This window comes from Pedobacter nototheniae (assembly GCF_004335085.1).
In the GTDB taxonomy this organism is placed as follows: Bacteria; Bacteroidota; Bacteroidia; order Sphingobacteriales; family Sphingobacteriaceae; genus Pedobacter; species Pedobacter nototheniae.
This window is the reverse complement of sequence record NZ_RQRS01000005.1, coordinates 144,369-171,067: the sequence shown is the minus strand read 5'-3', so window position 1 is coordinate 171,067 and position 26,699 is coordinate 144,369. Positions and strand designations below refer to the sequence as shown.

Sequence of the window (26,699 nt, the reverse complement as noted above, 5' to 3'; positions counted from 1 at the left end):
TTAAAATATAAAATAACTAGCCTTTATACCAAAACCATTTTACCATTTCTTTAAAGCTTGCCTTTTTGCCATACATTAAAATACCAACGCGATAAATTCTTGAAGCAAACCAAACTGTTCCAATAAAGCCAATAATTAAAATGGTCATGGATAAAATCAGTTCCCAAGCCGGAACGCCATATGGTAAACGCACAACCATTGCAATAGGGGAAGTAAACGGAATCATGGAAAGCCAGAAAGCTAAGGATCCATACGGATCATTGTTTACAACACTTAAAGATAGCGCATAACTGAGCAATAAGGGCATCATTACGGGCATCATAAATTGCTGCGTTTCCGTTTCACTATCAACCGCAGAGCCTATTGCAGCGTACAAAGCACTATAAAATAAGTAACCACCTAAAAAGTAAAATACAAATACAGTTATAATTTTACCGAAATCAAGCCCCTCCAAACTTTTTTGTATATCGCCCATTGGCCCATTGTTTATAGCTGATATTTGTGCCTGACTTGCTGCATTAACCGTTGGAACTTTTGATGAAGCTATTGCTATACTTTTTACATCATCTTTGTTCACAAATACACTTACTGCTAGTGTAGAGATAGATACAGTTAAAATAATCCAAAGTAAAAACTGTGTTAAACCAACCATTGCAATGCCAATAATTTTGCCCATCATAAGTTGAAATGGCTTAACAGAAGATATAATAACCTCAATAATGCGACTTGTTTTTTCTTCTATTACACCACGCATTACTTGTACGCCATACAGCATAATGAACATAAACATGAGCACACCAGCTACAAAACCAATAATTGTACTTGCGCCGGCGCTAGAATTTTCTTCTTTTCCAGTATCGTTAATCTTTTTAACATCAATATTTACTGTACTTTTTAAATTGTTAAGCTCTTCTTGTGATATACCTGATTTTTTAAGTTTATAATCTCTGATTAAATCTTCAATTGCATCAGAAATTTTTCCATCTAAGGATAAACCAGCCTGTTTAGTACCAATTAATTGAATGCCTTTGGGTGCGTCGATGTTAAAATCGGGTAAGTACAAAATGTAATCGAAATCAGATTCACTTAAATTTTTTTTCAAATGCTCAAAAGAATCTTGTTTATAAACAAAGGTTAGGTTTTTGTTTGAAGTCAATTTCTCTGTTAATGTTTTGTTTTCGTTTATTACTGCAATCTTATCAGATTTATCAGAAACGCCCTTAATACTGAAATAAATAATCAGTCCATAAAAGCCCGCAACGATTAAAGGCGTTAAAAAAGTCATTATAATAAATGATTTTTTCTTTACCCTCGATAAATATTCTCTTTGTATAATTAGTAAAATCTTATTCATGGCTTATTTTTTAACACTTTCGATAAAAATATCATTCATACTTGGAATTACTTCTGCCAGGTGGTTAATTTTAACTTTAGGTAGCATTGTTCCTAGCACATCATTTACGGTATAAGCATCTTTAAGCTTAAACTTGATTTTTTTGCCCTCCTTTAATGACTCAGAATTCAATATTTCAAACATCCAGTTGCTTTCAAAACTACTCTCGCCTGCATACTCAATTACATAAGTATTGTTCCTGTAGGATGCTTTAATATCATCGACAGCACCATCCAAAACTTTTTTAGATTTATCAATCAAAGCGATATTATCACAAAGCTCTTCTACACTTTCCATTCTGTGCGTTGAAAAAATGAAGGTAGTTCCTTGCTTGTTTAGTTCTAAAATTTCATTTTTAATCAGGTCTGCATTAACAGGATCGAAGCCAGAGAAAGGTTCGTCCAAAATGATAAGTTCAGGATTATGCAAAATGGTAGCTACAAACTGTACTTTTTGTTGCATACCTTTACTAAGATCTTCCACTTTTTTACTCCACCAACTGCCCATTTCTAGTTTTTCGAACCAGAATTTTATTCTTTTAGTTGCTTCAGAAGTACTTAAGCCCTTTAATTTTGAAAGGTAAAGAACTTGTTCACCAATTTCCATTTTTTTATACAATCCACGTTCCTCTGGCAAATAACCGATTTGATTAATGTGATTAGCGTTTAGTTTTTCTCCGTTAAAAAATACTTCTCCGCTATCGGGTGCAGTAATTTGAGTAATAATTCTAATTAAAGACGTTTTCCCGGCTCCATTTGGGCCCAATAAGCCAAAAATTTTTCCTTTTTCAACTTCTAAACTAACATCATCGAGCGCACGATGATTGGAATATTGCTTTACAATATTTTTAACAATGAGCATAGTTACAGTTTTAGTATTGTTTAGAATGTAAAAGAAGCTAAACGTTACAGCTCTTGGTGCGAATATTGCTTTGAAAAAAAAATCAGATTACTAAAACCAGAAAACATGAAATTAACAGTTAAATTAATTGCCCTTGCTTTCGTCGTATCATTTGCCGCTTGTAAGGGTGGAAATAAAAAAGATGGAGCGAAAACGGAATATGCAGATTCTAATAAAGATGATGCAAATGCCATTGTAGAGTATAACAACGTATTGGTTAGTTATACCGATAAAAACAACGATTACCTGAAAAGCCTTGATCGTACACTAACCAGAATTAGTAAGGCACTTGAAAAGCCAAACGATAAATTATCTTGGATAGGTATAATCTCACCAATGTCTACTCCTTATTTTAACCATTCTAAAGTTAAGCCAGAAACGCCTCCTGCTGCCTTGAGTAGTGATGACCAAAAGTTTTTTAAAGAAAACGTAACAAGTTTAAATAGCGCTATGACGAAAATAAAGGATACTTATAAATCCTTAAACGATTATATAAAAGCTGAAGATTGGAAAGATGATAAGGGCGCTAAGGGGAAGCTTTTAGTAGATTCTATTTACTCCATGAGTAAAACCTATTATACTTATGACGATAAAATTTTAGCAAAGCTTGAAGTGATAGGCGATGATGCCGAGAGAATTATTTTAAAATCGCACCCATTAAAAGAGTATATTTTTGCTTTTAAAGATGACAAAAAAGCGGTTGATGATTTTAATCATTTACTTGGAGAAAATGCTGAGAAATATAAAGCAGCCGAACCTAAAATTAAAACTGCTTACGCCGCATTGGAAGCTCAAAATACAAAACATAGCGCAATGACACCTCCAAATGCAAAGGAATTTCCAGGGCAAGATGGTTCTTTTAAACGTTTTAATGAAGCTTTTAATGATTATTTGATTGAAGCACGAAAGGTTATGAGAGATGCCTCTGCTTCAGGAAAGATTAGCCAAAATGATGGCGAAAGCTTAGTTAGAAAACAAGATTATATGCGTACTGCTTATAATAGCTTTGTAGATTAAAATTAGTTAATGAATGATTGAATTTTGAATAAATGTTAATATTCACTCAGTAATTCAATCATTCATTAATTTAAAAATTTACTCAAAATATTCCTTCATTCTTTCGAAGAAACTTTTATCGTTTTTACCAGGTTGTGGCTTAAAGTTTGGAGATTCACGTAATTTCTCTAAAGTATTACGTTCTTCACTACTTAAAGCTTTAGGTGTCCAAATATTAATATGAATAATTTCATCACCTCTATGGTAAGAATTTACTTCTGGTAAGCCTTTACCTTTTAAGCGTAATAATTTTCCGCTTTGTGTACCTGGCTCTATTTTAATTTTTGCTTTGCCATCAATTGTTGGTACCTCAATACTTAAGCCTAAAGCAGCATCAATAAAGTTTAAGTGTAAATCATAAACAATATTATTGCCTTCGCGTTTAAGCACTTCGTGTGGAGTTTCTTCAATTAAGATAATTAAATCTCCAGGAATACCACCATTTGGCGCTGCATTACCTTTACCACTCATGCTTAACTGCATGCCTTCGCTAACACCTGCAGGAATATTAATAGTAATGGTTTCTTCGCCTCGTACTACGCCATCACCATGACAAACCGTACATTTTGAAGTAATTTGTTGCCCGCTACCATTACAAGTAGGGCAGGTAGATGCTGTTTGCATCTGCCCCAAAATAGTATTGGTTACTCTACGTACCTGGCCACTGCCACCGCAAGTACCGCAAGTACTTACCGATGATTTATCCTTTGCTCCAGAGCCATCACAGGTTTTACAAACAATAAGTTTATTAACCTTAATCTTCTTCTCTGCACCGTGGGCAATTTCTTCAAGGGTTAATTTAACTTTTATCCGCAGGTTTGAACCTTTAGCAACCCGACGACCGCCACGTTGCTGACCGCCACCGCCGCCACCAAAAAAGCTTTCGAAAGGATTGTGTCCACCAAAAATATCACCGAAATTGCTGAATATGTCATCCATATTCATGTTACCGCCACCGCCATAACCACCAGCAGCACTACTGCCAACACCTGCATGACCAAATTGATCGTAGCGTTGTTTTTTCTCTGGATTACTTAAAACTTCGTAAGCCTCTGCAGCTTCTTTAAATTTATCCTCTGCAGCTTTATCTCCTGGGTTTTTATCCGGGTGATATTTGATAGCCATCTTACGATAAGCCTTCTTAATCTCATCTGCTGCTGATCCCTTGGTTACGCCCAATACGTCGTAATAATCTCTTTTGCTCATCTTCTTTATATAATGATTGAATTTTGAATGTTAGAATGATTGAGTTTTACATCCTCTCATTCAATATCTTCATTCATTCAATAATTTCCATTTCTAATAATTGAATTTTAAATAATCGATTTTTGCATTCTTTCATTCAATCCTTCAACCATTCAATAATTATTTTACGCTCCAACTACAACTTTAGCAAAGCGGATAACATTATCATTTAAAGTATAACCTTTTTCTACCTCGTCAATTACTTTTCCTTTAAGATCAGGTGTAGGAGCAGGTACATTTGTGATTGCTTCATGGAAATCTGTATCAAACTCTTTGCTGATGCTTTCAACATCTTTCAGACCTTTTTGCGCTAAAATACCTTTTAACTTGTTGTGTACTAAAAGCACGCCTTCTTTAACTGGCTCTATATCAGCAGCAGTTTCCATTGCTTTAAGTGCACGGTCAAAATCATCTAATACAGTTAATAAAGAAACAATTACATCCTTACCTGCAGTTTGCAATAATTCTACACGCTCTTTTTGGGTACGACGTTTATAATTGTCAAACTCAGCATATAAGCGTAAATATTTATCGTTTAGCTGTTGAACCTCTGCTTGTAATTTCTCTTCTGCAGATAATTCAGGTGCTTGTTCGGTTTCATTTGCAACAGCATCAGAATTTTCTACATTTTCTGCTGCAGTATTTTCTGACGTATTTTCAGGATTCATTATATTTTCTTCTTTATCGTTATTTTTCTTCTTATTAAACATAATATTAGGCTGAATTTTTTTGTCTTAATCTCAACAATTTTGCCATAAACGGAAATCAGCCAAGCTGTCAGTTTTATTTTAGATTAACTGAACAGATTGGCTGATTAGCTGACGGATGTCAGGAATTTTATGCTATTTGTGCATCTTCATGTACAATACCATTATCACATTTAATAATGCGTGATGGATATGTTCTAATGATATTATAATCGTGTGTAGCCATTAAAACAGCAGTTCCGTTTTGGCTAATTTGTTTTAAAAGGGTAACAATTTCTGAAGAGGTTTCAGGGTCAAGATTTCCAGTTGGTTCATCGGCTAAAATAATCTCCGGATCATTTAACAAAGCTCTGGCAATAACAATACGTTGCTGCTCACCGCCAGAAATTTCGTGAGGCATTTTTTTAATTTTAGAACGTAATCCTACTTTATCTAAAACATCTTTAATGCGCTCATTTATAAGTTTTTCATCTTTCCATCCTGTTGCCTTTAAAACAAATTCAAGATTTTTTTCAATGGTACGATCGGTTAATAATTGGAAATCCTGAAATACAACACCCAATTTACGGCGCAAAAATGGAACTTGCTTTTCGGTTAGATTTTTAAGGTCAAAACCAGCAATATCTCCATTACCATTGCCAATGTGTAAATCGCCATATAAAATTTTAAGTAAACTACTTTTTCCTGAACCTGTTTGCCCAATTAAGAACACAAACTCGCCTTTTTCTACATGTAGATTTACGTTTGAGAGTACCAGATGTTTCTGTTGAAATACATCAACATTGCTTAAATGAATTACTGCGTTTTCTGCCATTTTATATTTCTAATTTAGCAATCTGCCCAAAAGGCAAATCTTTTACCATTTGCATAATGTATTCCAGTTTGTCTCCAAGGCCCAATTTATCTAACGATTTATCAGGTCTATCAACCCTAAAATAAGCCAATAAGGTGAATTTATCATCTCTTAACTGAACATAATCGGGAATTTTGGCGATGCCTTTAACTTTAATGATATACATTGACTCCAAAAATAGCATTTCCAATCGATAAGCGAAAGCAAGCGTGCTTTTTTATATAATTGTATGCCTAATTATAATATTAGTTAAGCCCGTTTAAAAAATCAATAGTATTTACATTGTCCGCATAATCCCAAAGTTTTGGATGCTGACTTTGCCCGAAATCAAAGGTATTTAGGTTTAAATTCGCCTTGGTAATTACGCATTGAATATGTTCCTCTTTATCCTTCAAAATTGTTTCAACATCGTCAAGCTTTTCATATTCTTCATAAAATAAAACTGCCAATGGCGAAGTTAAGTTTTCATCTTCCTTTAAAAGTAAAAAGCCATTATCAAAGTGTTTTGCAGCATTTACCAGATAAATGGATTTATTATAATCGTAATTATTATTGTACTTAAAGTGGTTGATAATTGGTTGGTAGCTTTCAATACCTTCATAAAAGTTAGCAATATCATAGCCTGCCGGAAAATATATTTTAGATACATTTCTGCATCCCAATCCGAAATAATCAAACACATCAGCACCTAAATTTTGAATGTCTTCTTTGCTTTCAGTACCAGTTAAAACGGCTACGCTGTTTCTGTTTTTTCTAATGATATTTGGAACTTTACTGAAATAATAATCAAAGTATCTTGAAGAATTATTGCTTCCAGTAGCAATAACGGCATCAAAATCCTTTAGCCTTTCTACATATTGTATTTTATCTTCAAAGGTGGGTTCTATTTTAGTTAATTCGGCTAATACAGCTTTTAAAAGTTTATCATCAGATGATGACAGTTTAATTAATGCGATGTTACCTGTGGCTAAAACACACAAAACATCATGAAAACCTACCATAGGAATGTTTCCAGCAAGAATTAACCCTACTTTTTTAGGTGATGAAGTAAATGTTACAGATTTAAACCAAGTATCAACATCAGCATCATTTAGCATTTCTGAAAAAGATAAAACTGATTTTTTTACGTTTTCTACAGTAAACCAAGCATTGCTGTTTTCGGCAGCATAAATTGTATTTTCCAGTACATCAGTAGGATTTGAAAGTAATTTACCTAGTTTTTTAAAGGCATTTATTACTTTATCATGTGTTAGTGCTGACATATTTAGAATTATTATTAAGTGATTATGTATTATATTTGCATCGCAAAGGTAAACTAAGCAAAAGAATTAGACGATAACATGGCGATTAAAATAACAGATGAGTGTATAAATTGTGGGGCTTGCGAACCGGAATGCCCTAATAACGCAATTTACGATGCCGGTACTGCATGGCGTTTTTCTGATGGAACGAATTTAGAAGGTATCATTGATTTTGGAAATCAGCAAATTGAAGCTGATGCAACACAGGAAGCAGTTTCTGATGAGGTATATTATATTGTATCAGATAAGTGTACCGAGTGTAAGGGCTTTCATGATGAGCCACAATGTGCTGCGGTTTGTCCGGTAGATTGTTGTGTGGATGACGAGGATATTCGTGAAACTGAAGAAGAATTATTAGCTAAAAAAGCCTGGTTACATCAGGAAGGTTAATGGTATTGTAGCAATACAATTTAGATATAATAAATGTCCTGATGAAAATTGGGACATTTTTATTTTAAGCCGTTTATAACTTGATTTATTCTTTCTTCGACGGAGAAATCGCCTCTAATCTCTAAAATTTTACTTTTTATTTGTTTAAGCCAGCTTTCATGCACTTTTAATGATCTTCCACTAAAGCCAGATTCTTTAGGGTCAACATCATAGTTTATAGCCCAATCTAAGAATTCCTGATACAACTTTATCCTTTTTGGATCTGTATAAATTACTTCTCCATAACGTTCAAGTTCTCTCTTTTTTAATCTTTCCATCCTAATTTCTGAAGGGATCCAAAGAAATACTACAAGATCAAATTCAGGAAACACATCTTCGCCCCATTTTAAGCTTGAACCGCCAAAAATCCAATCGTTTGTTTCTGTTAAGATAAATTTTACCATTTTATTTCGTTCCTCAGGAATTCTTTTTTCTGTAAAAGGAGGATTAGAGGGTATCCAAAAATATTCATCACTATCAAAATAAGGAATATTTAATTTTTTAGAAAGTGCATTGCCTAAAGTTGTAACACCGGAGCCAGAAGCACCGAAAATATGTATTTTCATTTAGTCAAAAAACCTTTATTAATCTATATCACATTTGTTGGGTATAATTAGAACCGGGCAGGCCGATTTTCTGGCAACATGTTCAGCAACGCTCCCCATTAAAAAATGATATAAACCAGTACGGCCATAAGTTCCAATCACAATTAAATCAGATCCCCATTCGTCAGATTGTTGGATAATACCATGCGCTGCAGTATCAACAATGCTTAAATATTCTGTTTTAATACCTTTTCCATACTTAGATTCCATTTCTTTTAGCAACAAATGGCTGTTTTCTTCGCTGTTATCGTAGGTTTCCAGAAATACTGGCGCTAAAGTTAAATCGGGGTTTACATTTGCTGGTACAGGCTCTACAATATTAACTAATGCTACTTCGGCTCCAAACTTCTCAGCCATATCATATCCGGCTTTTGCTGCCTTTTCTGAGCAAGTACTATTATCAACAGCAATTAATATTTTTTTAAAGTTCATGGTATGAAAGTTTAAATCTAATTATCATAAAAATAACAATTTTAAGCTCAAAATGTTAGGCTATTAATGGAATTTATTAGTTTTACGAAACATTCACTGTCAGTATTTAATGGAAAATCAATATGGCATTTGCAGGGTAGCCGTAGCACCTTTGAGAGCAGATGCATCAGATAAAGCAGAAATTGTATCGCAACTATTATTTGGCGAGCATGTAGAAATTATTCAGAAAGAAGAGCGTTGGTGGTTGGTGCAAAATGGCTACGATGGGTATGAGGGCTGGATGGATTTCAGGCAACTGGCATCCATTTCTCAAAGTGAGTTTGCTGATCTGCACGATTGCAAATTCTTTGCACCATTAAGCTTTAATAATGTACTTACAGCAGGGGATGGAAGCTTGTATCATTTAAGTCCTGGAAGTAATCTTCCTTTTTATAAGGATGGATATTGTTTCGCTGGTGCTGAGAAGTTTAAATTAGATTTTGAACCGCATAACGATCAATTTATAAATTTTAATTCAGATATTATTTCTACCGCTAAATTTTTTCAAAACATTCCTTATTTATGGGGTGGAAGACATTTGTTTGGTTTGGATTGCTCTGGCTTTGTTCAAATAGTTTTTAAATTATTAGGCATTAAATTAAGGAGAGATGCATCACAACAAGCGGAACAAGGTGAATTAGTTGGCTTTTTAGCCGAATGTAAGCCTGGCGATGTGGCCTTTTTTGATAATGATGAAGGCAAAATAACACACGTTGGAATCATGTTAAACAATAGTGAAATTATTCATTCATCTGCTAAAGTGCGTATAGATCCTATTGACGATCAAGGTATTTTTAATAAGGAATTGGGTAAATACACACACAAACTTAGAATTATTAAACGCTTTGTGGATTAATGAATCTTTGTGCATCTATAAATAAAACGCTTTATGAAGCCTGAATTTAAGATTGTAATCCCCGAACCTTGCCATGAAAAATGGTATCAAATGACTGAAAATCATGTTGGTAAATTTTGTGATTTATGTCAGAAATCTGTTGTTGACTTTACAGGGTTGACGGATCAGGAATTGAAAAAGTGGTTTAAAAAAAATCAAGGAAAAAGTTGTGGAAGGTTTAAACCAGAACAATTAAATCGACTAATGGATTCAAATATTTCAAATAGAAAATTTAGTCCAGGACTAATCGCAGCATCATTAATAGCATTTTTAAGCTTTCCTAAATTAAGCGAAGCCAGACAAGTTGAAAAACATAATGTTTATCAACTTGATAAGAACCAGAATGTTTCTTCCGAAAATCAAAATAGCCAAACTTCGGTAGATTCATTAAAAACAATAAAAGGGAAAGTTGTTGATAAAGACGATAAAGCAGCTTTGCCAGGTGTTAGCATTCTTTTAAATGAAACCAATTATCGTACTTCAACAAACGAAAAGGGAGAATTTCTCGTTAAAATCCCTAAAGATTTTAGCCAAGATAAATGTTCTATCACCATAAATTATATCGGTTATAAGCGTTTGACTTCAATAATTAATTTATTAAAACCAGAACCCTTAAATTTGGAGCTTTGTATAAGTACTGAAGTACTGGGAGGTGCTGAAATTGTTTACGTTCGAAACCCCTCCATTTGGGACCGCTTAAGACAATTATTTGGTAAGAAAAACTAATTGGTAATTTCCCAAATCATAACTTTTCGGTCATCTCCGGTAGATATCAAATATTTGCCATCGTTTGACCAAATAATTTTATTAATGGAATGTGTATGACCAATATTTGTTTTCTCAAGGCTTAAAATTTTATACAGCTTAAAATTTTCAGCATCCCATAATTTAATGCTTTTATCCTGGCTACTGGTTGCAAAATAGGGGAGAGTAGGATGAAAAGCAATATCATAAATGGTAAACATATGAGCAGGGATGCTTTCCTTGAGTTCGTAATTTGGCAAACTCCATATTTTTAACTGCGCATCGCGACTTCCCGAAATCAGATATTTTCCTTGAGGATGGTAAGCCAATGAAGTTACAGGTAAAGAATGGCTTTCCAGTTTTTGTTTTAAGCTATAATCCGCCAAATTGTAAATCCTGATCAGGTGATCTTTGCAACCAAATGCAATTTCAGTTTCATCTGGCGAGATGGCGATGGTTCTAACGGTATCATATGCAGCCTGAAAGCGATAAATTTCTTTAAAATCATTTAATGACCAAATTGCAACAGTTCCATCTTCACCAGTCGTAATTAATTCATTTTTAGATTGAACCGTTTTTATATCGAATATTGGTTTTAAATGCGCATTGATTCTAACAATTATTTCTTCTTTTTTTAAATCATAAACACTAAAAGCTCCGCTACGTTCTCCTATAAAAAGTTTGTTATTGTAATAATGTAAATAGTAAACAGAACTTTGAACAGGCATTTTAACTTTTACAAAGGCCATTTTTTCAATAGACCATTCTACAATACCTTTATCGTTGCCTGCGCTATAGAAAATATTTCCATCCGCTGCGGCAGATAGGGCATATACAGGATTTTGGTGGCCAGAAAATGTTTGTACGTATTTTAGCATTTTTCTTAATTGGAAAATATTTTAGGGAAATTTATTTCTTCACCAAATTCATTAATTTTGATTTCATTTAATCTATTGAAAATTCTTTCCGAATCTGAATATTTTATTGGTAAAGAAGTTTTAAATATTTCCAGCGGTAATTTTTCTTCATTATACTTCCTAAAGGTCAGCTTTATTGGCTCATCAGGCATAATTTTAATTTCGTTATTATTGATTGAAATTTCATTGTAGTTAGATGTTTTGAACTTGCTTCTCCAAAATCCATAATTGTGCTGATGTGATATATGAGTAGTGCTAATGATGTAAATCTCTTCGCCAAATATATTCCAAAATAAATACCTGCCCATGGTTAGAAAATATCCTATGGGAATTAAAAAGGGAAAAAAGTTTGGTTTATTACCTTGTACACTAATTGCTAACCAAAATAAACCGATAATAGCCGCACAATTGAAAATAAATAACATTACTTTTAAGAAAGTGTTTGTTGGCACTTTACTTAAAATATATATGTTTAAAGAATCAAATGTTATATCTGTTTTCAATTTTATTTATGTCTTTTTTCTAAATTTTTAGCAATATCCTGGATGGATAAACCTTTTTCTTTTAACAGAAATAATAAGTGAAAAACAAGATCAGAAGCTTCGCCTATAAGTTCTTCTTCTGTTTCTGCTAGTGCTGCAATTACAGTTTCAACACCTTCTTCTCCAACTTTTTGAGCAATTTTATTCAATCCTTTATTGCGCATCTTGTTTATGTAAGATCCTTCTACCGGGTTTTCATAACGATCTGCAATGATGTTTTCAAGCTCAAAAATAAAATTCTGATTAAAATCCGTTTTAAAGCAGCTACGGCTACCTGTATGGCAGGTTGGACCAACGGCATCCGCTTTTATCAAAATCGTATCATTGTCGCAATCCACAAACATATCCTTAACATAAAGAAAATTATTGCTCGTTTCTCCTTTAGTCCAAAGGCGATTTTTTGTACGGGAAAAGAAGGTTACTTTGCCTTCGGCTTTAGTTTTTTCAAAAGCTTCAGCATTCATATAACCCAGCATTAACACCTCAAGTGTTTTATAATCCTGAATTATTACAGGAAGTAAGCCCGCTGTTTTGTCCCAATCAAGGGAAGTAGTATCAATATTCATTTAATTTTTTTTATTGCCGCATGTTTAGTGCATGCAGCCAATATAAACATTAGCCTTTATTTTAAAGCTTTGCTTTTCTACAGTTTTTAATCTATTTAAAGCGCTATCCGCACTTTTTTCAGTTCCATAAATTCCCGTTACAAGGGCAATCATCTTTTCGTGAGACTGAGGATGATAGGTGTTGAGGTATTCCAGACTTAAGTTTTCAGAAGGTGATCGCCTGGGGAAATAATCACCTGCATAAATTTCATCAGGATCATTTTCAGGTAAAGCAATCAAATTTTTCTTTTTATTGTAGGAGCGTCCCATTAAATCAACTGGAATATTTAACTGTTTACTTAATCTGATCATTTTTTGATTTAGGAAGTCGTAATTCTTGTTTGTATCTGCTACAACAATATAATAAATGGCATTATTTTCGTCAATGCTATCATTATCGCTCGTAATTTGCTTGTTTACAGTTACCAAAGGGGATGCCTTTTTCATAATTGGTTTTTGCTGTTCTTCTTTAACTTTAGGCGAATGACAAGCACTAAGCAATATTACTGAAAACAATATAGATTGAAATTTAGCCTTCATTATCTTAATTTAAATCCTTACTGGAATATTATTTCTTTTCAACTCCTGCTTTAAATCAGGAATTAAAATTTCTCCATAATGAAATACCGAAGCCGCCAAAGCTGCATCAACATTTGCCTTTTGAAAAACTTCTGTAAAATGGTCCATATTGCCAGCTCCACCTGAAGCAATAATTGGGATATTAATCATGTTGTTGATTTTGCCCAATAATCCACAGTCGAACCCGGTTTTTGTACCATCATGATCCATTGAGGTTAGCAAAATTTCTCCAGCGCCCAAATCTTCAGCTTGCTTAATCCAATTTTCCGTTTCCAGTTCGGTCAATAATCTACCACCATTTAAGTGAACCATATTTTTACCATTTATAAATTTGGTATCAACTGCTAAAACCACAAACTGAACACCAAAAGCCTTGGCTAGTTCTTCAATTAATTTCGGATTTCTAACTGCTGCCGAATTAATACTAATTTTATCTGCTCCTGCATTTAATAAAGCTTCAGCATCGGCAATTTCAGAAATTCCGCCACCAATGGTAAAAGGAATATTTAACTGTCTGGCCACAGATTTAACCATTTCAATCATGGTTTTACGGCGTTCATGAGTAGCTGTAATGTCTAAAAAAACCAATTCATCGGCACCTTGTTGAGCATATTGGGCGGCTAATTCAACTGGATCACCAGCATCACGCAAATCAACAAAGTTTACGCCCTTAACGGTACGGCCATCCTTAACATCTAGGCAAGGGATTATTCTTTTGCTCAGACCCCCGCCCCCTGAAGGGGAGGATACAAATTTGTTAACCTGCATGGTTTCTTTTATTTTCTCCAAAACCGAGTTTAAATTATTGTAAAGTTCAAAATTCTTAAATCTGATTACTTTTATTCCAAATTTTTCAAGAGCCTTTTGCCGTTCAATATCCTTCTTAATAACTTCAGGTAAGTTATGAATACTGCCGTCTAGTTCAATTATCAATTTTTTTTCATGGCAATAGAAGTCAGCTATGAAAAAAGATATTGGATGCTGCCTTCTAAATTTTACGCCTAATTGTTTATTACTTATCGAATTCCATAGTATTTGCTCTGCATCAGTAACATTATTTCTCAAACGTTTTGCATTTTCAAAAATAATGCTGGATGCTCCATAAAACATATTTGGTTCATCGCTTCCTAAATCTCCTAAAGGAAACTTTGAATTTTTTCTATTCATGTTTTATAAACTCTATTTTAATTTGGCAGTAAATGCCCCCTCCAGGGGATTAGGGGTTATATCGAGCTCAAAGCCTTTAAATTCCATTCTTTAATTTCTTCAATGGTAATTCTATCTTCGTAAATCGCTTTTCCAACCACTACACTTCTAATTGGAAACTTAGCTAATTCGTAAATATCTTCCATAGAACTTACTCCGCCAGATGCGATTAATTTAATCATTGGAGAATGCTCAAGCAGTTTTTTATACAGTTCGATCGCTGCGCCACCAAGTTTTCCATCTTTGCTAATATCGGTACATAAGAAGCGGAAAAAACCAAGGGCAAGGCATTTATCTACATAATCCATTAGCCTTATTGGAGAGCTTTCCATCCAACCAGAATATTTAATTACTTCATCCAAAACATCAATAGCAATTACAATTCGGTTTGCATAGTTATCCTTTTTAGCAAAAGCTACACTTAATTCTTGTAAAAAATCTGGATTGGTAATGGCTTGTGTGCCCACAATAACCCGGTGAATCCCTGCATCAAGCAAATTGGTAACTTGCTCAATGGTACGAATTCCGCCACCATATTGCACTTTCATTTCAGTTTTCTTAATGATTTCGAAAAGAGATTTCTGATTGCTGAAATCGCCTTTGGCACCATTTAAATCAATAATATGAATAAAATCTGTACCATTAGAACGGTATCTTTCAATCATTTCTGCGATAGAAACATCATATTCAGTTTTCTGATTGTAATCGCCTTCACACAGACGGACAACTTTTCCATCCAAAATATCAATAGCAGGTATTATGTACATTTTATAAGCTTAAGTTTGAAAAATTTTTTAATATCAGTTCACCGGCTTTTCCTGATTTTTCAGGGTGAAATTGTACGCCGTAAAAATTGTCTTTTTGTATCGCTGCAGAAAATTTTATTCCATAATCGGCAGATGCAATATCAAAAGTAGGGTTATATTCGATAAAGTAAGAGTGCACAAAGTAAAATTGTTCGTTATTTTCAATCCCAGTAAATAACGGATTTTTATTCGGTTGTATTGCGTTCCATCCCATGTGTGGGATTTTGATATTCAATGCTTTATCGAATTTTTTGGTTTTTACTGGAATGATTTCCAAAAGTGCAGAATCGCCTTCTTCTGAGTGTTCCGTAATCAATTGCATGCCCACACAGATTCCTAAAACAGGTTTGTTTAAGTTTTTAATCGCTTTAATCAAGCCTGTTCCTTTAAGTTTTTCCATTGCAGCACCAGCATGGCCCACACCTGGAATAATGATATGGCTATATTTTCCCAAATCAGCCTCGGTGTTTATCATGCCATAGGTAATATCCAAACGTTCTAAAGCAGCCGTTAAAGAGAAAATATTGCCAGCACCGTAATTTACTATTCCAATCATAATTAGTATCAAGTATTTAGTGTCGAGTATCAAACAAGGCACTTTTTTATAAAATTTGAAAACGAATGTCAGTTTTCCAAAGGTTCTGCAATCCCGCTATTCGTTTTTCCCGATGAAAAATCGGGATCCACTGCTATCGGGTTTATTTAACAGTATTTGTGCATCAAAACCTTTCAAATTCTCTACAATAATCCTTTTGTGCTTGGTAAAACCATTTTCTCGGCATCACGCTTTATGGCCATTTTAATTGCTTTCGCAAAAGCTTTAAATATAGCTTCAATTTTATGGTGCTCATTATCTCCTTCAGCCTTAATATTTAAATTACATTTAGCGGCATCACTAAACGATTTAAAAAAGTGGTAAAACATCTCTGTGGGCATGTCACCAACCTTTTCGCGTTTAAATTCGGCATCCCAAACAATCCAGTTTCTACCTCCAAAATCTATAGCAACCTGCGCAAGGCAATCGTCCATTGGTAGGCAAAAACCATACCGCTCTATGCCTAATTTATTGCCTAAACCCTTTGCAAAGGCTTCACCCAAGGCAATTCCGGTATCTTCGATGGTGTGGTGCTCATCAATATGAAGATCGCCTTTGGCAATAACTTCCAAATCAACGCTTCCATGTCTGGCAATTTGATCCAACATATGGTCAAAAAAGTTTAAACCAGTTTCAATTTTAGCCTTTCCTGTGCCGTCTAAATCCAGATTAATGGTTATATCCGTTTCATTTGTTTTGCGTACATGGTTAATTTTTCTGCTTCCACCTTTAAGCAAATTGTAAATATCTTCCCACTTTTTGGTTTCCAGAATAATTACATCCAGCAATGTTTCATGTTTATCTAGAGCTTCGGTTGAGCCTAATGCATCATTTTGACGAAGAAAAATAGCTTTTGCACCTAAATTTTTAGCTAAAACAACATCGTTTAACCGATCGCCTATTACAAATGAGTTCTTTAAATCATATCCCTCGCCAAAGTATTTTGTTAAAAGCGCAGTTCCAGGTTTGCGAGTAGGCGCATTGTCTTTGGCAAAAGTCCGATCAATAATTACATCATCAAAATGTACACCTTCACCTTCAAAAGTATTGATGATAAAATTGTGTATAGGCCAAAAATTTTCTTCAGGATTTGAAGGTGTTCCCAGTCCATCCTGATTTGTCACCATCACCAATTCGAAATCTAATTCTGATGCAATTTTAGAAAGATAGTACAACGCCCGAGGATAAAATTGTAGTTTAGCAAAACTATCTACCTGTTCATCTTCCGGTTCAATATCCAACGTTCCATCACGATCGATAAATAATACTTTTTTCATTTATAAATTTTTTAAAACGTTTAATAATTTGTCATTTTCCTCTTTAGTTCCAACGGTAATTCTTAGGCAGCCTTCGCAAAGTGTAACCTTAGAACGGTCGCGAACAATGATGCCTTCTTCAACTAAAGTGTCGTAAATTTTTAGTGCATCTTTTACTTCTGCTAATATGAAATTTGCATCAGATGGGTACACCTTATTTACAATTTCAAGTGCAATTAAATCTTTAGATAAACGTTCGCGTTCTGCTACTGATTCTTTGATCCAATTGTTTACTTGAGCAATGTTTTTTAGTGCTTCAAAAGCTAAGTCTTGCGTTGCTTGATTAATGTTATAAGGTGGCTTAATTTTATTCAAAACATCAATCACTTTTGTTGATGAAAATGCCATGCCCAAACGTAAAGCCGCAAGCCCCCAAGCCTTAGAAAAAGTTTGCAAAACAACTAGGTTTCCGTACTCGGTTAACTCTTGAATAAAGGTCTTTTGTCTGGCGTAATTTATGTAGGCTTCATCAATCACAACAATGCCTTTAAAGTTGGCTAAAATAGTTTCAATATCGGTTCTATTTATTGAATTTCCTGTTGGATTATTTGGAGAACAAATGAAAATTATTTTAGTGTTTTTGTCGATCGTTTCTGCAATTTTTTCAAGGTCTAATTGGAAGTTCGGAAGCAGGTTTACTTTACGAATTTCTACATCATTTATGTTCGCAGAAACTTCATACATTCCGTAAGTTGGAGGTAGGATAATTACGTTATCTTTTCCAGGATTACAGAAGGCACGATACAATAAATCTATAGCTTCATCGCTACCATTTCCAAGGAAAGTATTTTCAATTGGAACACCTTTTATTTTGCTGATTGCATCTTTCAAATCCAGTTGCAATGGATCAGGGTATCGGTTGTAATTTGCTGGCAATGGAGAGCCATAACTGTTCTCATTTGCATCTAAAAATACTGATGCCTGCCCTTTAAATTCATCCCTTGCCGTAGAGTAGGGGCGTAGGTTCTTTATATTTTCTCTTACTAAATCGTTAATATCCATATTATGACTCTAATCTAATCGTAATTGCATTTTTGTGTGCTTGCAAGCCTTCTGCAGCTGCAAGGGTTTCTACTGTAGATCCAATGTTTTTTAAGCCTACAGCTGATAAGTGTTGGAAAGTGATTTTTTTGATAAAGGCATCTAATGAAACGCCCGAATAAGCTTTTGCAAAACCACTAGTAGGTAAGGTATGATTGGTTCCTGAAGCATAATCGCCAGCACTTTCTGGGGTTAAATTACCCACAAATACAGATCCAGCATTAATAATTTGGGGGATAAGGCTTTGGTAATTATCTGATGCTATAATTAAGTGCTCGGGTGCATATTCATTAGAAAAGCCCATTGCAGTCTCTAAATCAGGCACTAACACTGCATAAGAGTTCTCTATTGCTTTTGCAGCTATTTCCTTTCTTGGTAGCTTATCTATTTGTTTTTCAATCTCTTTTAACGTTTCTACTATTATTTTGTTCGAAGTAGAAACTAAAACGGCTTGACTATCAGCTCCATGTTCAGCTTGTGCAAGTAAATCAGCGGCAACAAATGACGGAATGGCAGTTTCGTCTGCGATCACTAAAACCTCCGATGGACCTGCAGGCATATCAATTGCGATTGTGTTTTGAACCATTGTTTTCGCTGTAGTTACATAGCGGTTTCCAGGGCCAAATATCTTATAAACTCTCGGTACGGTTTCTGTGCCAAAAGCCATTGCTGCTACAGCTTGGGCGCCACCTATCAGGTATATTTTATCAATGCCAAGAAGTACCGCACAATAGGCCAAAAAGCAGTTTGTTTTACCATCACTTTGTGGCGGCGAGCATACCACAATTTCCTTGCAGCCCGCAATAATTGCCGGTGTTGCAAGCATTAAAAAAGTACTCGGCAAAACAGCCGTTCCGCCAGGAATATAAAGCCCAACTTTTTCTATTGCTCTAGCCTCACGCCAACATACTACACCAGGCATGGTTTCTATTTTATCTTCTGCTTTAAGCTGTGCCTGATGAAAGGTTTTGATATTTTGATAAGCAATATCGATAGCTTTTTTTGCCTCGGCAGGGATAGTAGATGCAATTTCTTTTATAGCATCTGCATCTAAAAATAATTTATCTAAATCAACTTTGTCAAATGTTTTTGCGAAGTTAAAGAGTGCTTTGTCTCCCTCTTTTTTAACCGAATTTATGATCGAAAAAACACGCTCTTCGATCAATTTATCGTCTTCAATTTGCCTCGAACACAGATATTCAATTTTTGATTTATATAAATCCTTATAACTGTAGACTTTCAATGTTTTATGTTTTTAAATTAACTAATAGTTAATGGTGTTTTTGCCTATTTATTTGATTATTTTCTCAATTGGCATCACTAAAATTCCTTCAGCACCAGCTGCTTTTAGGCTGTTAATTTTATCCCAGAAATCTTCTTCTGCAATTACAGAATGAACGGCAACCCAGTCTGGTTCAAAGAGTGGAACAATGGTTGGACTTTTAACTCCTGGCAATAAGTCTACAACTTTTTGTAAGTTATCTTTTGATACATTTAATACCACGTACTTATTGGATTTTGCACTTAGTACAGACCGAATTCTTTGCAACAACTCTGCAACTTCTGGATTGTCTATTATGGATTTATTTCCGATTAAAACGGCTTCGGATTGCATCACATCTGCGAACGGTTTTAGTCCATTACTTTTTAAAGTTCCACCAGTTGAAACAATGTCAAAAATGGCATCACTTAAACCCAAACCCGGACCAATTTCTACTGATCCGGAAATCGTTCTAATGTCTGAATTTATACCTTTAGATTTTAAGAAATTTTCAAGGATAACCGGATAAGAAGTTGCGATTGCTTTGCCGTTTAATTCTTCTAATTTTTGGATGTTACTTGTAGCTTGAACGGCGATTTTTAAAGTGCATTTTCCGAAGCCTAATTTTTGTAAATAGGTTACATCTGCCTGCGCTTCAGTAATCACATTTTCGCCAACAATTCCAAGGTCGGCAATACCATCCTGAACATATTCTGGAATGTCATCATCCCGAAGAAAAAGTATCTCCAAAGGGAAGTTGGTAACAGTTGATATTAAAGAGCTTTTATAGTTCTCGAAAGATAAGCCACAATTTTTTAAAATTTCTACGGATTTTTCGTTTAACCTACCCGATTTTTGGATAGCAATTTTGAGTGTTTTCAAAGTATTGAATATAGAGTGAACAGGAAATTATTTTACGGAAAAAAAGTTTTGAAGTACAAAACAAACATATCATATCGCCTATCGGCGATGGTGTAAATGTAAGTGATGGTTCAAAATTAAGTTCATAAAATTATTTGTGCCTGTATCAATACTTTAGCTGATAAGCGATGGCAAATATAAAGATACAATTGATAAAACAAAAAATTATGGCACTTAATTTGCCCTTTATTGCTTTTTTAACATAAACCATCGGTTTTTACATAAAATATAGTACATCTTGAAAAACTTTCGCTTTCTAATAATCCCTGTTATTTTAACATTTGGTGCTTGTAATTGGTTTAAAACACCTCCTCAGATCGGTGTCGTATTATCAGAGCATTTTAAAAATAAAATTTATAAGGATTTTGATACTGTAGCCTACGATAGCGTTTTTGTGAAGACAATAGATAGCTTAGCAGACGGTTTTGCGAATCCTAAATTAATGAAAGCATTTTATGCCGACAACAATTCTTCACCGCACATGGTGACGAAATTCTTCATTAATGGCGGTTTAGATTCACTTGAACTGTATTTACAAAACAGCAAGGCACATGGCTTTAATCCAAAAATATTTAAAACTGATGAAATAAAAAGTTTATTGGATGAATTAAATGCTAATAAATTTAAAAAAGTAGACGAAAGTTATCCGGTAATTGCGAAGTTAGAGTTGTTATCTGCGAGTGCTTATCTTAATTATTTTAACTATTTAAATTACGGAGTTGTAAATCCTCGTAACATATTTTCACGTTATTATATTAAGGTTAAAAGGCCAGATAGTTTATCCATTACCGGGCTGTTAAAAACTGAAAATATTTTAGATAGTTTGCACGCTGTTCAGCCAAAATCCATTCAATACAAAGCATTACAAAAAGCATACATAAATACAAATGCCGACGACGAAAAAAGAATTCTTTTGTTGAACATGGAACGTTTCCGTTGGAAGCTTCCAGAGACGGGTGATAATTACGTTCAGGTTAATATTCCTGATTTTAAATTGACCTGGTTAAATAAGCTTGATACTGTAATTTCGATGAAGGTTTGTGTAGGCGGAAAACGTGAGGCTGGGTATGAAGAAAAGATGAAAGCTTTTGCTAAATCTGGTAACCTGGATGATAAACCAAAGAACCACGAAACGCCGATGCTTTTTAGCAAAATTAATTCCATTCAGGCAAATCCAATTTGGAATATTCCAGTAAGTATTGCACAAAGCGAAATATACTGGATGGCTAGAAAAGATCCTTATTATTTATCAAACAGCAACATTAAAGTTTACTATAAGGATAAATTAATTAATGAGCCTGATACCATTAACTGGAGCAAATATTCAAGAGATAAATTACCCTTTAAATTTAAACAAGGTTCTGGTGGAGGAAATGCTTTAGGGAAATTTAAGTTTATTTTCGACAACAGTTCTAGTATTTATTTGCATGATACAAATAATAAAAATGGTTTCAATTTAACCAATCGTGCAATTAGTCATGGTTGTGTACGAATTGAAAAACCATTACAATTTGCAGAGTTGTTGGTAAAAGATCCTTACACTTACGATAAGTTGAGGGCTGAGGTTGATTTGCCGCCTGTTGATAGTACGCACATCAAATGGTATAAAAAACGCATGGCTCAAAAAGCAGATACGCTAAATGCATTTCAGTTAAAACCAGCATGGTTTGGGCCTAAAAAGGCTGTTCCTTTAATTATTACTTACATAACTGCTTGGTATCAAGATGATAAAATTCAATATCGTCCTGATGTTTACGGAATGGATGATAAATTATGGGTAGCTATGAAGAAATTTAGATAGAAGCCGTAGATTTGCAAAATGCAGGAAAAACCAACATTCAATCATCAGGCCGATATTGTTAACAGTGCAATTAGATTTATCAATTCCTGGTTTAAGCAATCTAAAACAATTACTGATGAGCTGAGTGATTTCTTTATCCTTCCTGGAAATAAAGTAATTGGCAGGGATGTTATTGTTGCAAGGCTGAAAGGTATTTTCGGTAAATCCGATGAATATGTTGGTGGCAGATACGATATTATCGATTCGAATTTTGAAACATATGGTGAAGGAAAGGGAATAGGCTTTGTAGAAGGCGTTGCTGGTTTTAGAGCAGTACTTAAAAATCAATCGAAAATTGTTAGTGGGCCTTTCAAACTTTATTTCGGATTGCAAAATGGACAATGGAAAATCGTAAATATTGTTTTTCCTGGCTTTGCGTATTGATTGCAGGAATATCTTGATTTGTTTGATCCGAAATTCGCTACTTTCCATATTTTTTCTATCTTTGGTTTTTAATGAATTTCCTTTATCCGGGCTTTCTTTTTGCACTACTAGCGGTTGCCATTCCGGTTATTATCCATTTATTCAATTTCAGGAAATTTAAAAAAGTTTATTTCTCTAATGTTCAGCTTTTAAAGGAAGTAGAGCAACAAAATTCCTCAAAAGAAAAACTTAAAAATCTGCTTATTCTGCTTTGCCGAATATTAGCCATTGTATTTTTAGTTTTAGCGTTTGCGCAACCTTACATTCCTTCAAACGATAAAAAAACAACTACCTTAAATAATGCGGTAAGTATTTACATTGATAATTCTTATAGCATGGAAGCCATAAATAAAGATGGCAATTTGCTTGATGAAGCAAAAAGAAGAGCAAAGGAACTTGTAAAAGGATTTGGTTTAAATGATCGTTTTCAGCTTTTAACAAATGATTTTGAAGGCAAAAACCAACGTTTACTCAACGCTGATGGTTTTTTGCAAGCGCTGGATGATGTTAAAATTTCAGCTTCTAACAGAAATTTACAGCAAATTATAAACCGACAACAAAACGTTTTAACAGGATCTGTAAATAAGTACGCTTTTTTAATTTCCGATTTTCAGAAGAATATTTCTAATGAAAAAGTTATTCAAGCTAATCCAGAGGTGCAATTTGCCTTTATGAAACTAAACGCAACCACTTTACCAAATGTTGCTGTAGATAGTGTTTGGGCGCTTTCGCCTAATCATCAGCCAGGAGCTAGTGAAAAATTGGTGGTTCAAATTCGTAATTATTCAGAAGAAGACGCTAAAAATATTCCGCTAAAACTTACTTTAAATAATCAGCAAAAAGGATTAAGTGCAATAACAATTCCCGCAGGAAAGGTAAAACGTGATACGCTGAACTTTTCAGGACTAAAATCTGGTTGGCAAAAAGGGGTAATAAGTATTAAAGATTTCCCTGTAACGTTTGATGATACTTTATCTTTCAGCTTTAAGGTAAATAATAATTTGCCCGTACTTACAATTAACAGCGCAGGTGATGGAAATTATATTAGAGCTCTTTTTAATGCAGATCCTTACTTTAAATTAACCGAAAACGCTGAAAGCAATGTAAATTACAATAACTTTTCTGGTTACGGCTTAATTGTTTTAAACGGACTTAACAATCCTTCTACCGGTTTAGCGCAGCAAATTAAAGCGTATGTTAATAATGGTGGTTCTGTGGTTTTATTTCCGGATTTAGATGCTGATATTAAAAATTACAACGCATTTTTAAGTGCTTTGTCATTACCTCAAATCCAAGCTTTGAATACAGATCCAGTTAGAGTGGATAAAATAGATTTGCAACATCCAATATTTAAAACTGTATTTGAACAGGTACCTAAAAATTTAGATTTACCAGAAATTAACAGATACTTCACATTTATAGAAAGCAATACCCAGCGCAAAGAAAATATTCTTCAGCTACCAGCAAATAAATTGTTTTTCGCAAAATTTAATGTTGGTAATGGTCAGGTTTATTTAAGTGCCACAGGCTTAAATGCAAAAGATGGTAATTTAGCGCATCATCCAGTCTTTGTTCCACTAATGTATCGCTTAGCAAATAGTGGAGGCTTAGAACAGCCTTTATATTACACCATCGGACAAGAAAATGTGTTACAAAGCAAAAAGATAACGTTAGCGAAAAATCAAAGCTTAAAATTAATTGCCGATCGTTTTGAAACCATTCCAGAGCTACGCCAGGTAAATGGAAAAACTTTAATTTATGTAGCCGATCAGATTAAAACCCCTGGATTTTACAATTTAAAGCAAGCCGATTCTACTTTAACCATTTACAGTTTTAACAATAGCCGTTCAGAATCTGATATGCACTATTTAAGTAAAGCAGATTTGGAAAATTTGACCGGAAAAAGCAACTTAAAAATATTTGATACCGATAAGGATGCAGTTAAATTAATTTCTGGCGAAAACAAAATCGGACAATCTTTATGGAAACTTTGTCTAATTTTGTCGCTGATTTTTATTGCAGCAGAAATTTTGCTCATCCGATTTTTGAATAACCCTAAAAAAACAATATGAATCTCTTAGTTAAGAATGCCAATATTATTGATTCGCAAAGTAAATTTGATAAAAAACAAAGCGATGTAAGGATTAAGGATGGCAAAATTACGAACATTGGTAATTTAACTGCCGAAAAGAATGAAACCGTATTTGATGCTGAAGGTGCTTTCTTAACACCTGGTTTTTTTGATTTAAACTGTGTAGCCGGCGATCCAGGTTTCGAAACTAAAGAAGATATACATACACTTACTGCTGCTGCAATGGCAGGTGGTTTTACAGGATTGGCACTTTTACCACAAGCAAGTCCAGTGGTACAATCAAAATCACAAGTAGAATACATCATCAATAAAGCCAAAAATAATCTGGTAGATGTGTTGCCGATTGGTGCAATTAGTCAAAACCGTGAAGCTAAAGAACTCGCCGAATTATTTGATATGCAACAGGCGGGTGCTGTTGCCTTCTCTGATGGTGACAAAGCTTTACAGGATGACGGCTTTATGAGTAGGGCATTGCAATATGCCAAAGGTTTTGATGCGTTGTTAATGGTTTATCCCGAAAATAAATCTATTGCAGGCAAAGCTCAGGTTAACGAAAGTAAAACGAGTGTGCTTTTGGGGATGAAGGGTTTACCTGCTTTGGCAGAAGAAATGCACATTGCCCGTGATATTTTTTTAGCAAGCTACAATGATACTAAAATTCATATCAATAATATTTCTACAGCAGGTTCAGTTGCATTAATCCGCAAGGCGAAAAAGGATGGCGTAAAAATTACATGCGATGTAACCGCACATCATTTAGTGTTTACCGAAGAACTTTTAAATGATTTTGACAGCAATTACAAAGTGAAACCACCACTAAGAGGCAAGGCCGATGTTAAGGCTTTAATCGCTGGCTTAAAGGATGGAACAATTGATGCTATCACTTCTCAACACAGACCTGAAGAAATTGAGTTTAAAAATGTAGAATTTGAAATTGCACATTACGGGATCATCGCATTGCAAACTGTTTTACCATTGCTAATAAAAGCAGGTTTAGATGCTACACTTATTGCCGATAAGCTAGCGATTAACCCACGTAAATTGCTAAATTTAAACGTTCCGGTAATTGAAGAAGGAGCCGAGGCAAATTTTACAGTTTTTGCAGCAGATCAAAAATGGTTATATACAACAACCAATAATTATTCAAAATCCGCTAATTCGCCATTATTGGGAACGGAATTAACTGGAAAGATAAAGTTGGTTTATAATAACAATCAATATCAAGTTAATAACTAAAGACGGCTTCAAAGTCAAAATATTATATTTAAATACTAAAAATCCAAACGATGGACAATAGAGTAAAAAAAGCGCTAAGCGCATCAATCAATAAATATGCTGAGGTATCGGCTATTACTGCAGGTACATTTGAAACAGAATTAATTACAGCTTTTGAACTGGATGCAAAATTTATGGATAAAGTTGGTGCTTTTGACGAGGTATTTGATTCGAACCCAAAATTTGAAGAATTAAGAGAAGTTTATTTCGATCTGCTTATGGTAAATTTCTTCTCAAGTGATGTTCAAAAGCTGGAAGATGATTATCTGGAAAGTGAAGAATGGGCAAATATTGAAGAAGAAACTATTGATAGAGGTAGCGAAATGCTAAACCTTCTTTTATACATTAAAGAATGTCATGATGAGGATTTAGATCCTGAATTGGGCGATTTCTTAAAAGAATTTTTATTGGTTGAAGATGATGAGTTTCAGGATGAATTTGAAATTTATGAAGAACTAATCAGCAATCAACAATTGGCAGAAAGCAGTATTGAAGAAATTTGCAAAACAGCACCAACCTTAAATATTAGTGATGAAATGCAAGAGTTATTTGTTCCATTCATGGCTTTTTTCCTTGATGTAGAGGGCAGTGCCGAAACTACAAAAGAATTAATTCAGTTTAGTCGTAACAAATCGTTCGATGTTGCTACTTATACATTAATAACAACTATTAATAACTAAA

29 protein-coding genes and 1 pseudogene are annotated in these 26,699 nt (G+C 34.2%); 9 read left to right on the top strand and 21 right to left on the bottom strand.

Going from position 1 to position 26,699, the window contains the following annotated elements; translation table 11 throughout:
* Positions 1-16: 16 nt before the first annotated feature.
* Together EHC72_RS06700 and EHC72_RS06695 are read right to left on the bottom strand one after the other, a co-directional pair.
* Positions 17-1,354: an ABC transporter permease gene (locus EHC72_RS06700; RefSeq protein WP_131536902.1), complete on the bottom strand. Its 1,338-nt coding sequence runs from the start codon at positions 1,352-1,354 to the stop codon at positions 17-19.
* 3 nt (positions 1,355-1,357) lie between these two features.
* Positions 1,358-2,254 carry an ABC transporter ATP-binding protein gene (locus tag EHC72_RS06695; protein ID WP_131536901.1) on the bottom strand — a complete coding sequence of 299 codons (897 nt, stop codon included), beginning with the start codon at positions 2,252-2,254 and terminating at the stop codon, positions 1,358-1,360.
* A 105-nt stretch (positions 2,255-2,359) separates the two neighbouring features.
* Here EHC72_RS06695 and EHC72_RS06690 point away from each other — a divergent pair, with 105 nt between their 5' ends.
* Complete coding sequence (locus tag EHC72_RS06690; RefSeq protein ID WP_131536900.1) at positions 2,360-3,310, top strand: DUF3829 domain-containing protein; 951 nt, start codon at positions 2,360-2,362, stop codon at positions 3,308-3,310.
* 78 nt (positions 3,311-3,388) lie between these two features.
* Here EHC72_RS06690 and dnaJ read toward each other — a convergent pair whose 3' ends face one another.
* From dnaJ to EHC72_RS06665, 5 genes are all read right to left on the bottom strand, one after another.
* Complete coding sequence (gene dnaJ, locus EHC72_RS06685) at positions 3,389-4,555, bottom strand: molecular chaperone DnaJ (RefSeq protein ID WP_131536899.1); 1,167 nt, start codon at positions 4,553-4,555, stop codon at positions 3,389-3,391.
* 164 nt (positions 4,556-4,719) lie between these two features.
* On the bottom strand, positions 4,720-5,304 hold the full coding sequence (locus tag EHC72_RS06680; protein WP_131536898.1) for a nucleotide exchange factor GrpE: 585 nt from the start codon (positions 5,302-5,304) through the stop codon (positions 4,720-4,722).
* A gap of 127 nt (positions 5,305-5,431) precedes the next feature.
* Positions 5,432-6,115 carry a cell division ATP-binding protein FtsE gene (locus EHC72_RS06675; RefSeq protein WP_131536897.1) on the bottom strand — a complete coding sequence of 228 codons (684 nt, stop codon included), beginning with the start codon at positions 6,113-6,115 and terminating at the stop codon, positions 5,432-5,434.
* Between the two features lies 1 nt (position 6,116).
* Complete coding sequence (locus tag EHC72_RS06670; protein ID WP_131536896.1) at positions 6,117-6,320, bottom strand: fructose-6-phosphate aldolase; 204 nt, start codon at positions 6,318-6,320, stop codon at positions 6,117-6,119.
* 79 nt (positions 6,321-6,399) lie between these two features.
* Complete coding sequence (locus EHC72_RS06665; RefSeq protein ID WP_131536895.1) at positions 6,400-7,416, bottom strand: acyl-CoA reductase; 1,017 nt, start codon at positions 7,414-7,416, stop codon at positions 6,400-6,402.
* Positions 7,417-7,494: 78 nt separating this feature from the next.
* Here EHC72_RS06665 and EHC72_RS06660 point away from each other — a divergent pair, with 78 nt between their 5' ends.
* Complete coding sequence (locus tag EHC72_RS06660; RefSeq protein WP_131536894.1) at positions 7,495-7,845, top strand: 4Fe-4S dicluster domain-containing protein; 351 nt, start codon at positions 7,495-7,497, stop codon at positions 7,843-7,845.
* A 59-nt stretch (positions 7,846-7,904) separates the two neighbouring features.
* Here EHC72_RS06660 and EHC72_RS06655 read toward each other — a convergent pair whose 3' ends face one another.
* The gene (locus EHC72_RS06655) at positions 7,905-8,450 is read right to left on the bottom strand and encodes a P-loop NTPase family protein (protein WP_131536893.1); all 546 of its coding nucleotides are present in this window, start codon (positions 8,448-8,450) and stop codon (positions 7,905-7,907) included.
* An 18-nt stretch (positions 8,451-8,468) separates the two neighbouring features.
* Complete coding sequence (locus tag EHC72_RS06650) at positions 8,469-8,921, bottom strand: universal stress protein (RefSeq protein ID WP_131536892.1); 453 nt, start codon at positions 8,919-8,921, stop codon at positions 8,469-8,471.
* 109 nt (positions 8,922-9,030) lie between these two features.
* Here EHC72_RS06650 and EHC72_RS06645 point away from each other — a divergent pair, with 109 nt between their 5' ends.
* Together EHC72_RS06645 and EHC72_RS06640 are read left to right on the top strand one after the other, a co-directional pair.
* The gene (locus EHC72_RS06645) at positions 9,031-9,816 is read left to right on the top strand and encodes a C40 family peptidase (RefSeq protein WP_131536891.1); all 786 of its coding nucleotides are present in this window, start codon (positions 9,031-9,033) and stop codon (positions 9,814-9,816) included.
* 33 nt (positions 9,817-9,849) lie between these two features.
* A complete protein-coding gene (locus tag EHC72_RS06640; protein ID WP_131536890.1) occupies positions 9,850-10,581 on the top strand; it encodes a carboxypeptidase-like regulatory domain-containing protein in 732 nt (243 codons plus the stop codon).
* Here EHC72_RS06640 and EHC72_RS06635 read toward each other — a convergent pair.
* The 12 genes and pseudogenes from EHC72_RS06635 to hisG all read right to left on the bottom strand — a co-directional run bounded on the left by EHC72_RS06635 (position 10,578) and on the right by hisG (position 20,349).
* Positions 10,578-11,477: a WD40 repeat domain-containing protein gene (locus EHC72_RS06635; RefSeq protein ID WP_131536889.1), complete on the bottom strand. Its 900-nt coding sequence runs from the start codon at positions 11,475-11,477 to the stop codon at positions 10,578-10,580. The genes EHC72_RS06640 and EHC72_RS06635 overlap by 4 nt on opposite strands.
* Positions 11,478-11,482: 5 nt before the next feature.
* Positions 11,483-12,019, bottom strand: a complete 537-nt coding sequence (locus EHC72_RS06630; protein ID WP_131536888.1) for a hypothetical protein — start codon at positions 12,017-12,019, stop codon at positions 11,483-11,485.
* A gap of 2 nt (positions 12,020-12,021) precedes the next feature.
* Positions 12,022-12,624 carry a bifunctional phosphoribosyl-AMP cyclohydrolase/phosphoribosyl-ATP diphosphatase HisIE gene (gene hisIE, locus EHC72_RS06625; RefSeq protein WP_131536887.1) on the bottom strand — a complete coding sequence of 201 codons (603 nt, stop codon included), beginning with the start codon at positions 12,622-12,624 and terminating at the stop codon, positions 12,022-12,024.
* A gap of 24 nt (positions 12,625-12,648) precedes the next feature.
* Positions 12,649-13,203, bottom strand: coding sequence for a hypothetical protein (locus EHC72_RS06620; RefSeq protein ID WP_131536886.1), 555 nt, complete (start codon positions 13,201-13,203; stop codon positions 12,649-12,651).
* A 9-nt stretch (positions 13,204-13,212) separates the two neighbouring features.
* Positions 13,213-14,010, bottom strand: coding sequence for an imidazole glycerol phosphate synthase subunit HisF (gene hisF / locus EHC72_RS06615; RefSeq protein WP_246029391.1), 798 nt, complete (start codon positions 14,008-14,010; stop codon positions 13,213-13,215).
* A gap of 9 nt (positions 14,011-14,019) precedes the next feature.
* A pseudogene (locus tag EHC72_RS23040) lies at positions 14,020-14,352 on the bottom strand (endonuclease domain-containing protein); the annotation flags it as partial.
* Positions 14,353-14,465: 113 nt separating this feature from the next.
* The gene (gene hisA / locus EHC72_RS06610; protein ID WP_131536885.1) at positions 14,466-15,215 is read right to left on the bottom strand and encodes a 1-(5-phosphoribosyl)-5-[(5-phosphoribosylamino)methylideneamino]imidazole-4-carboxamide isomerase; all 750 of its coding nucleotides are present in this window, start codon (positions 15,213-15,215) and stop codon (positions 14,466-14,468) included.
* 1 nt (position 15,216) lies between these two features.
* On the bottom strand, positions 15,217-15,810 hold the full coding sequence (gene hisH, locus EHC72_RS06605; RefSeq protein ID WP_131536884.1) for an imidazole glycerol phosphate synthase subunit HisH: 594 nt from the start codon (positions 15,808-15,810) through the stop codon (positions 15,217-15,219).
* A 182-nt stretch (positions 15,811-15,992) separates the two neighbouring features.
* A complete protein-coding gene (gene hisB, locus EHC72_RS06600) occupies positions 15,993-17,126 on the bottom strand; it encodes a bifunctional histidinol-phosphatase/imidazoleglycerol-phosphate dehydratase HisB (RefSeq protein WP_131536883.1) in 1,134 nt (377 codons plus the stop codon).
* Positions 17,127-18,167, bottom strand: coding sequence for a histidinol-phosphate transaminase (gene hisC / locus EHC72_RS06595; RefSeq protein ID WP_131536882.1), 1,041 nt, complete (start codon positions 18,165-18,167; stop codon positions 17,127-17,129).
* A gap of 1 nt (position 18,168) precedes the next feature.
* Positions 18,169-19,449, bottom strand: coding sequence for a histidinol dehydrogenase (gene hisD / locus EHC72_RS06590; RefSeq protein ID WP_131536881.1), 1,281 nt, complete (start codon positions 19,447-19,449; stop codon positions 18,169-18,171).
* Between the two features lie 48 nt (positions 19,450-19,497).
* Positions 19,498-20,349, bottom strand: a complete 852-nt coding sequence (gene hisG, locus EHC72_RS06585) for an ATP phosphoribosyltransferase (RefSeq protein WP_131536880.1) — start codon at positions 20,347-20,349, stop codon at positions 19,498-19,500.
* A gap of 277 nt (positions 20,350-20,626) precedes the next feature.
* Between hisG and EHC72_RS06580 the strand changes: the two genes are divergently transcribed.
* From EHC72_RS06580 to EHC72_RS06560, 5 genes are all read left to right on the top strand, one after another.
* Positions 20,627-22,189, top strand: coding sequence for a L,D-transpeptidase family protein (locus EHC72_RS06580; protein ID WP_131536879.1), 1,563 nt, complete (start codon positions 20,627-20,629; stop codon positions 22,187-22,189).
* Between the two features lie 18 nt (positions 22,190-22,207).
* Entirely contained in the window at positions 22,208-22,612 is a 405-nt protein-coding gene (locus EHC72_RS06575; protein ID WP_131536878.1) for a hypothetical protein, read from the top strand.
* 71 nt (positions 22,613-22,683) lie between these two features.
* Entirely contained in the window at positions 22,684-24,723 is a 2,040-nt protein-coding gene (locus EHC72_RS06570; RefSeq protein ID WP_131536877.1) for a BatA domain-containing protein, read from the top strand.
* Positions 24,720-25,979, top strand: a complete 1,260-nt coding sequence (locus EHC72_RS06565; protein WP_131536876.1) for a dihydroorotase — start codon at positions 24,720-24,722, stop codon at positions 25,977-25,979. Before EHC72_RS06570 ends, EHC72_RS06565 begins: the two co-directional genes overlap by 4 nt.
* 50 nt (positions 25,980-26,029) lie before the next feature.
* A complete protein-coding gene (locus EHC72_RS06560) occupies positions 26,030-26,698 on the top strand; it encodes a hypothetical protein (protein ID WP_131536875.1) in 669 nt (222 codons plus the stop codon).
* Position 26,699 lies beyond the last annotated feature (1 nt).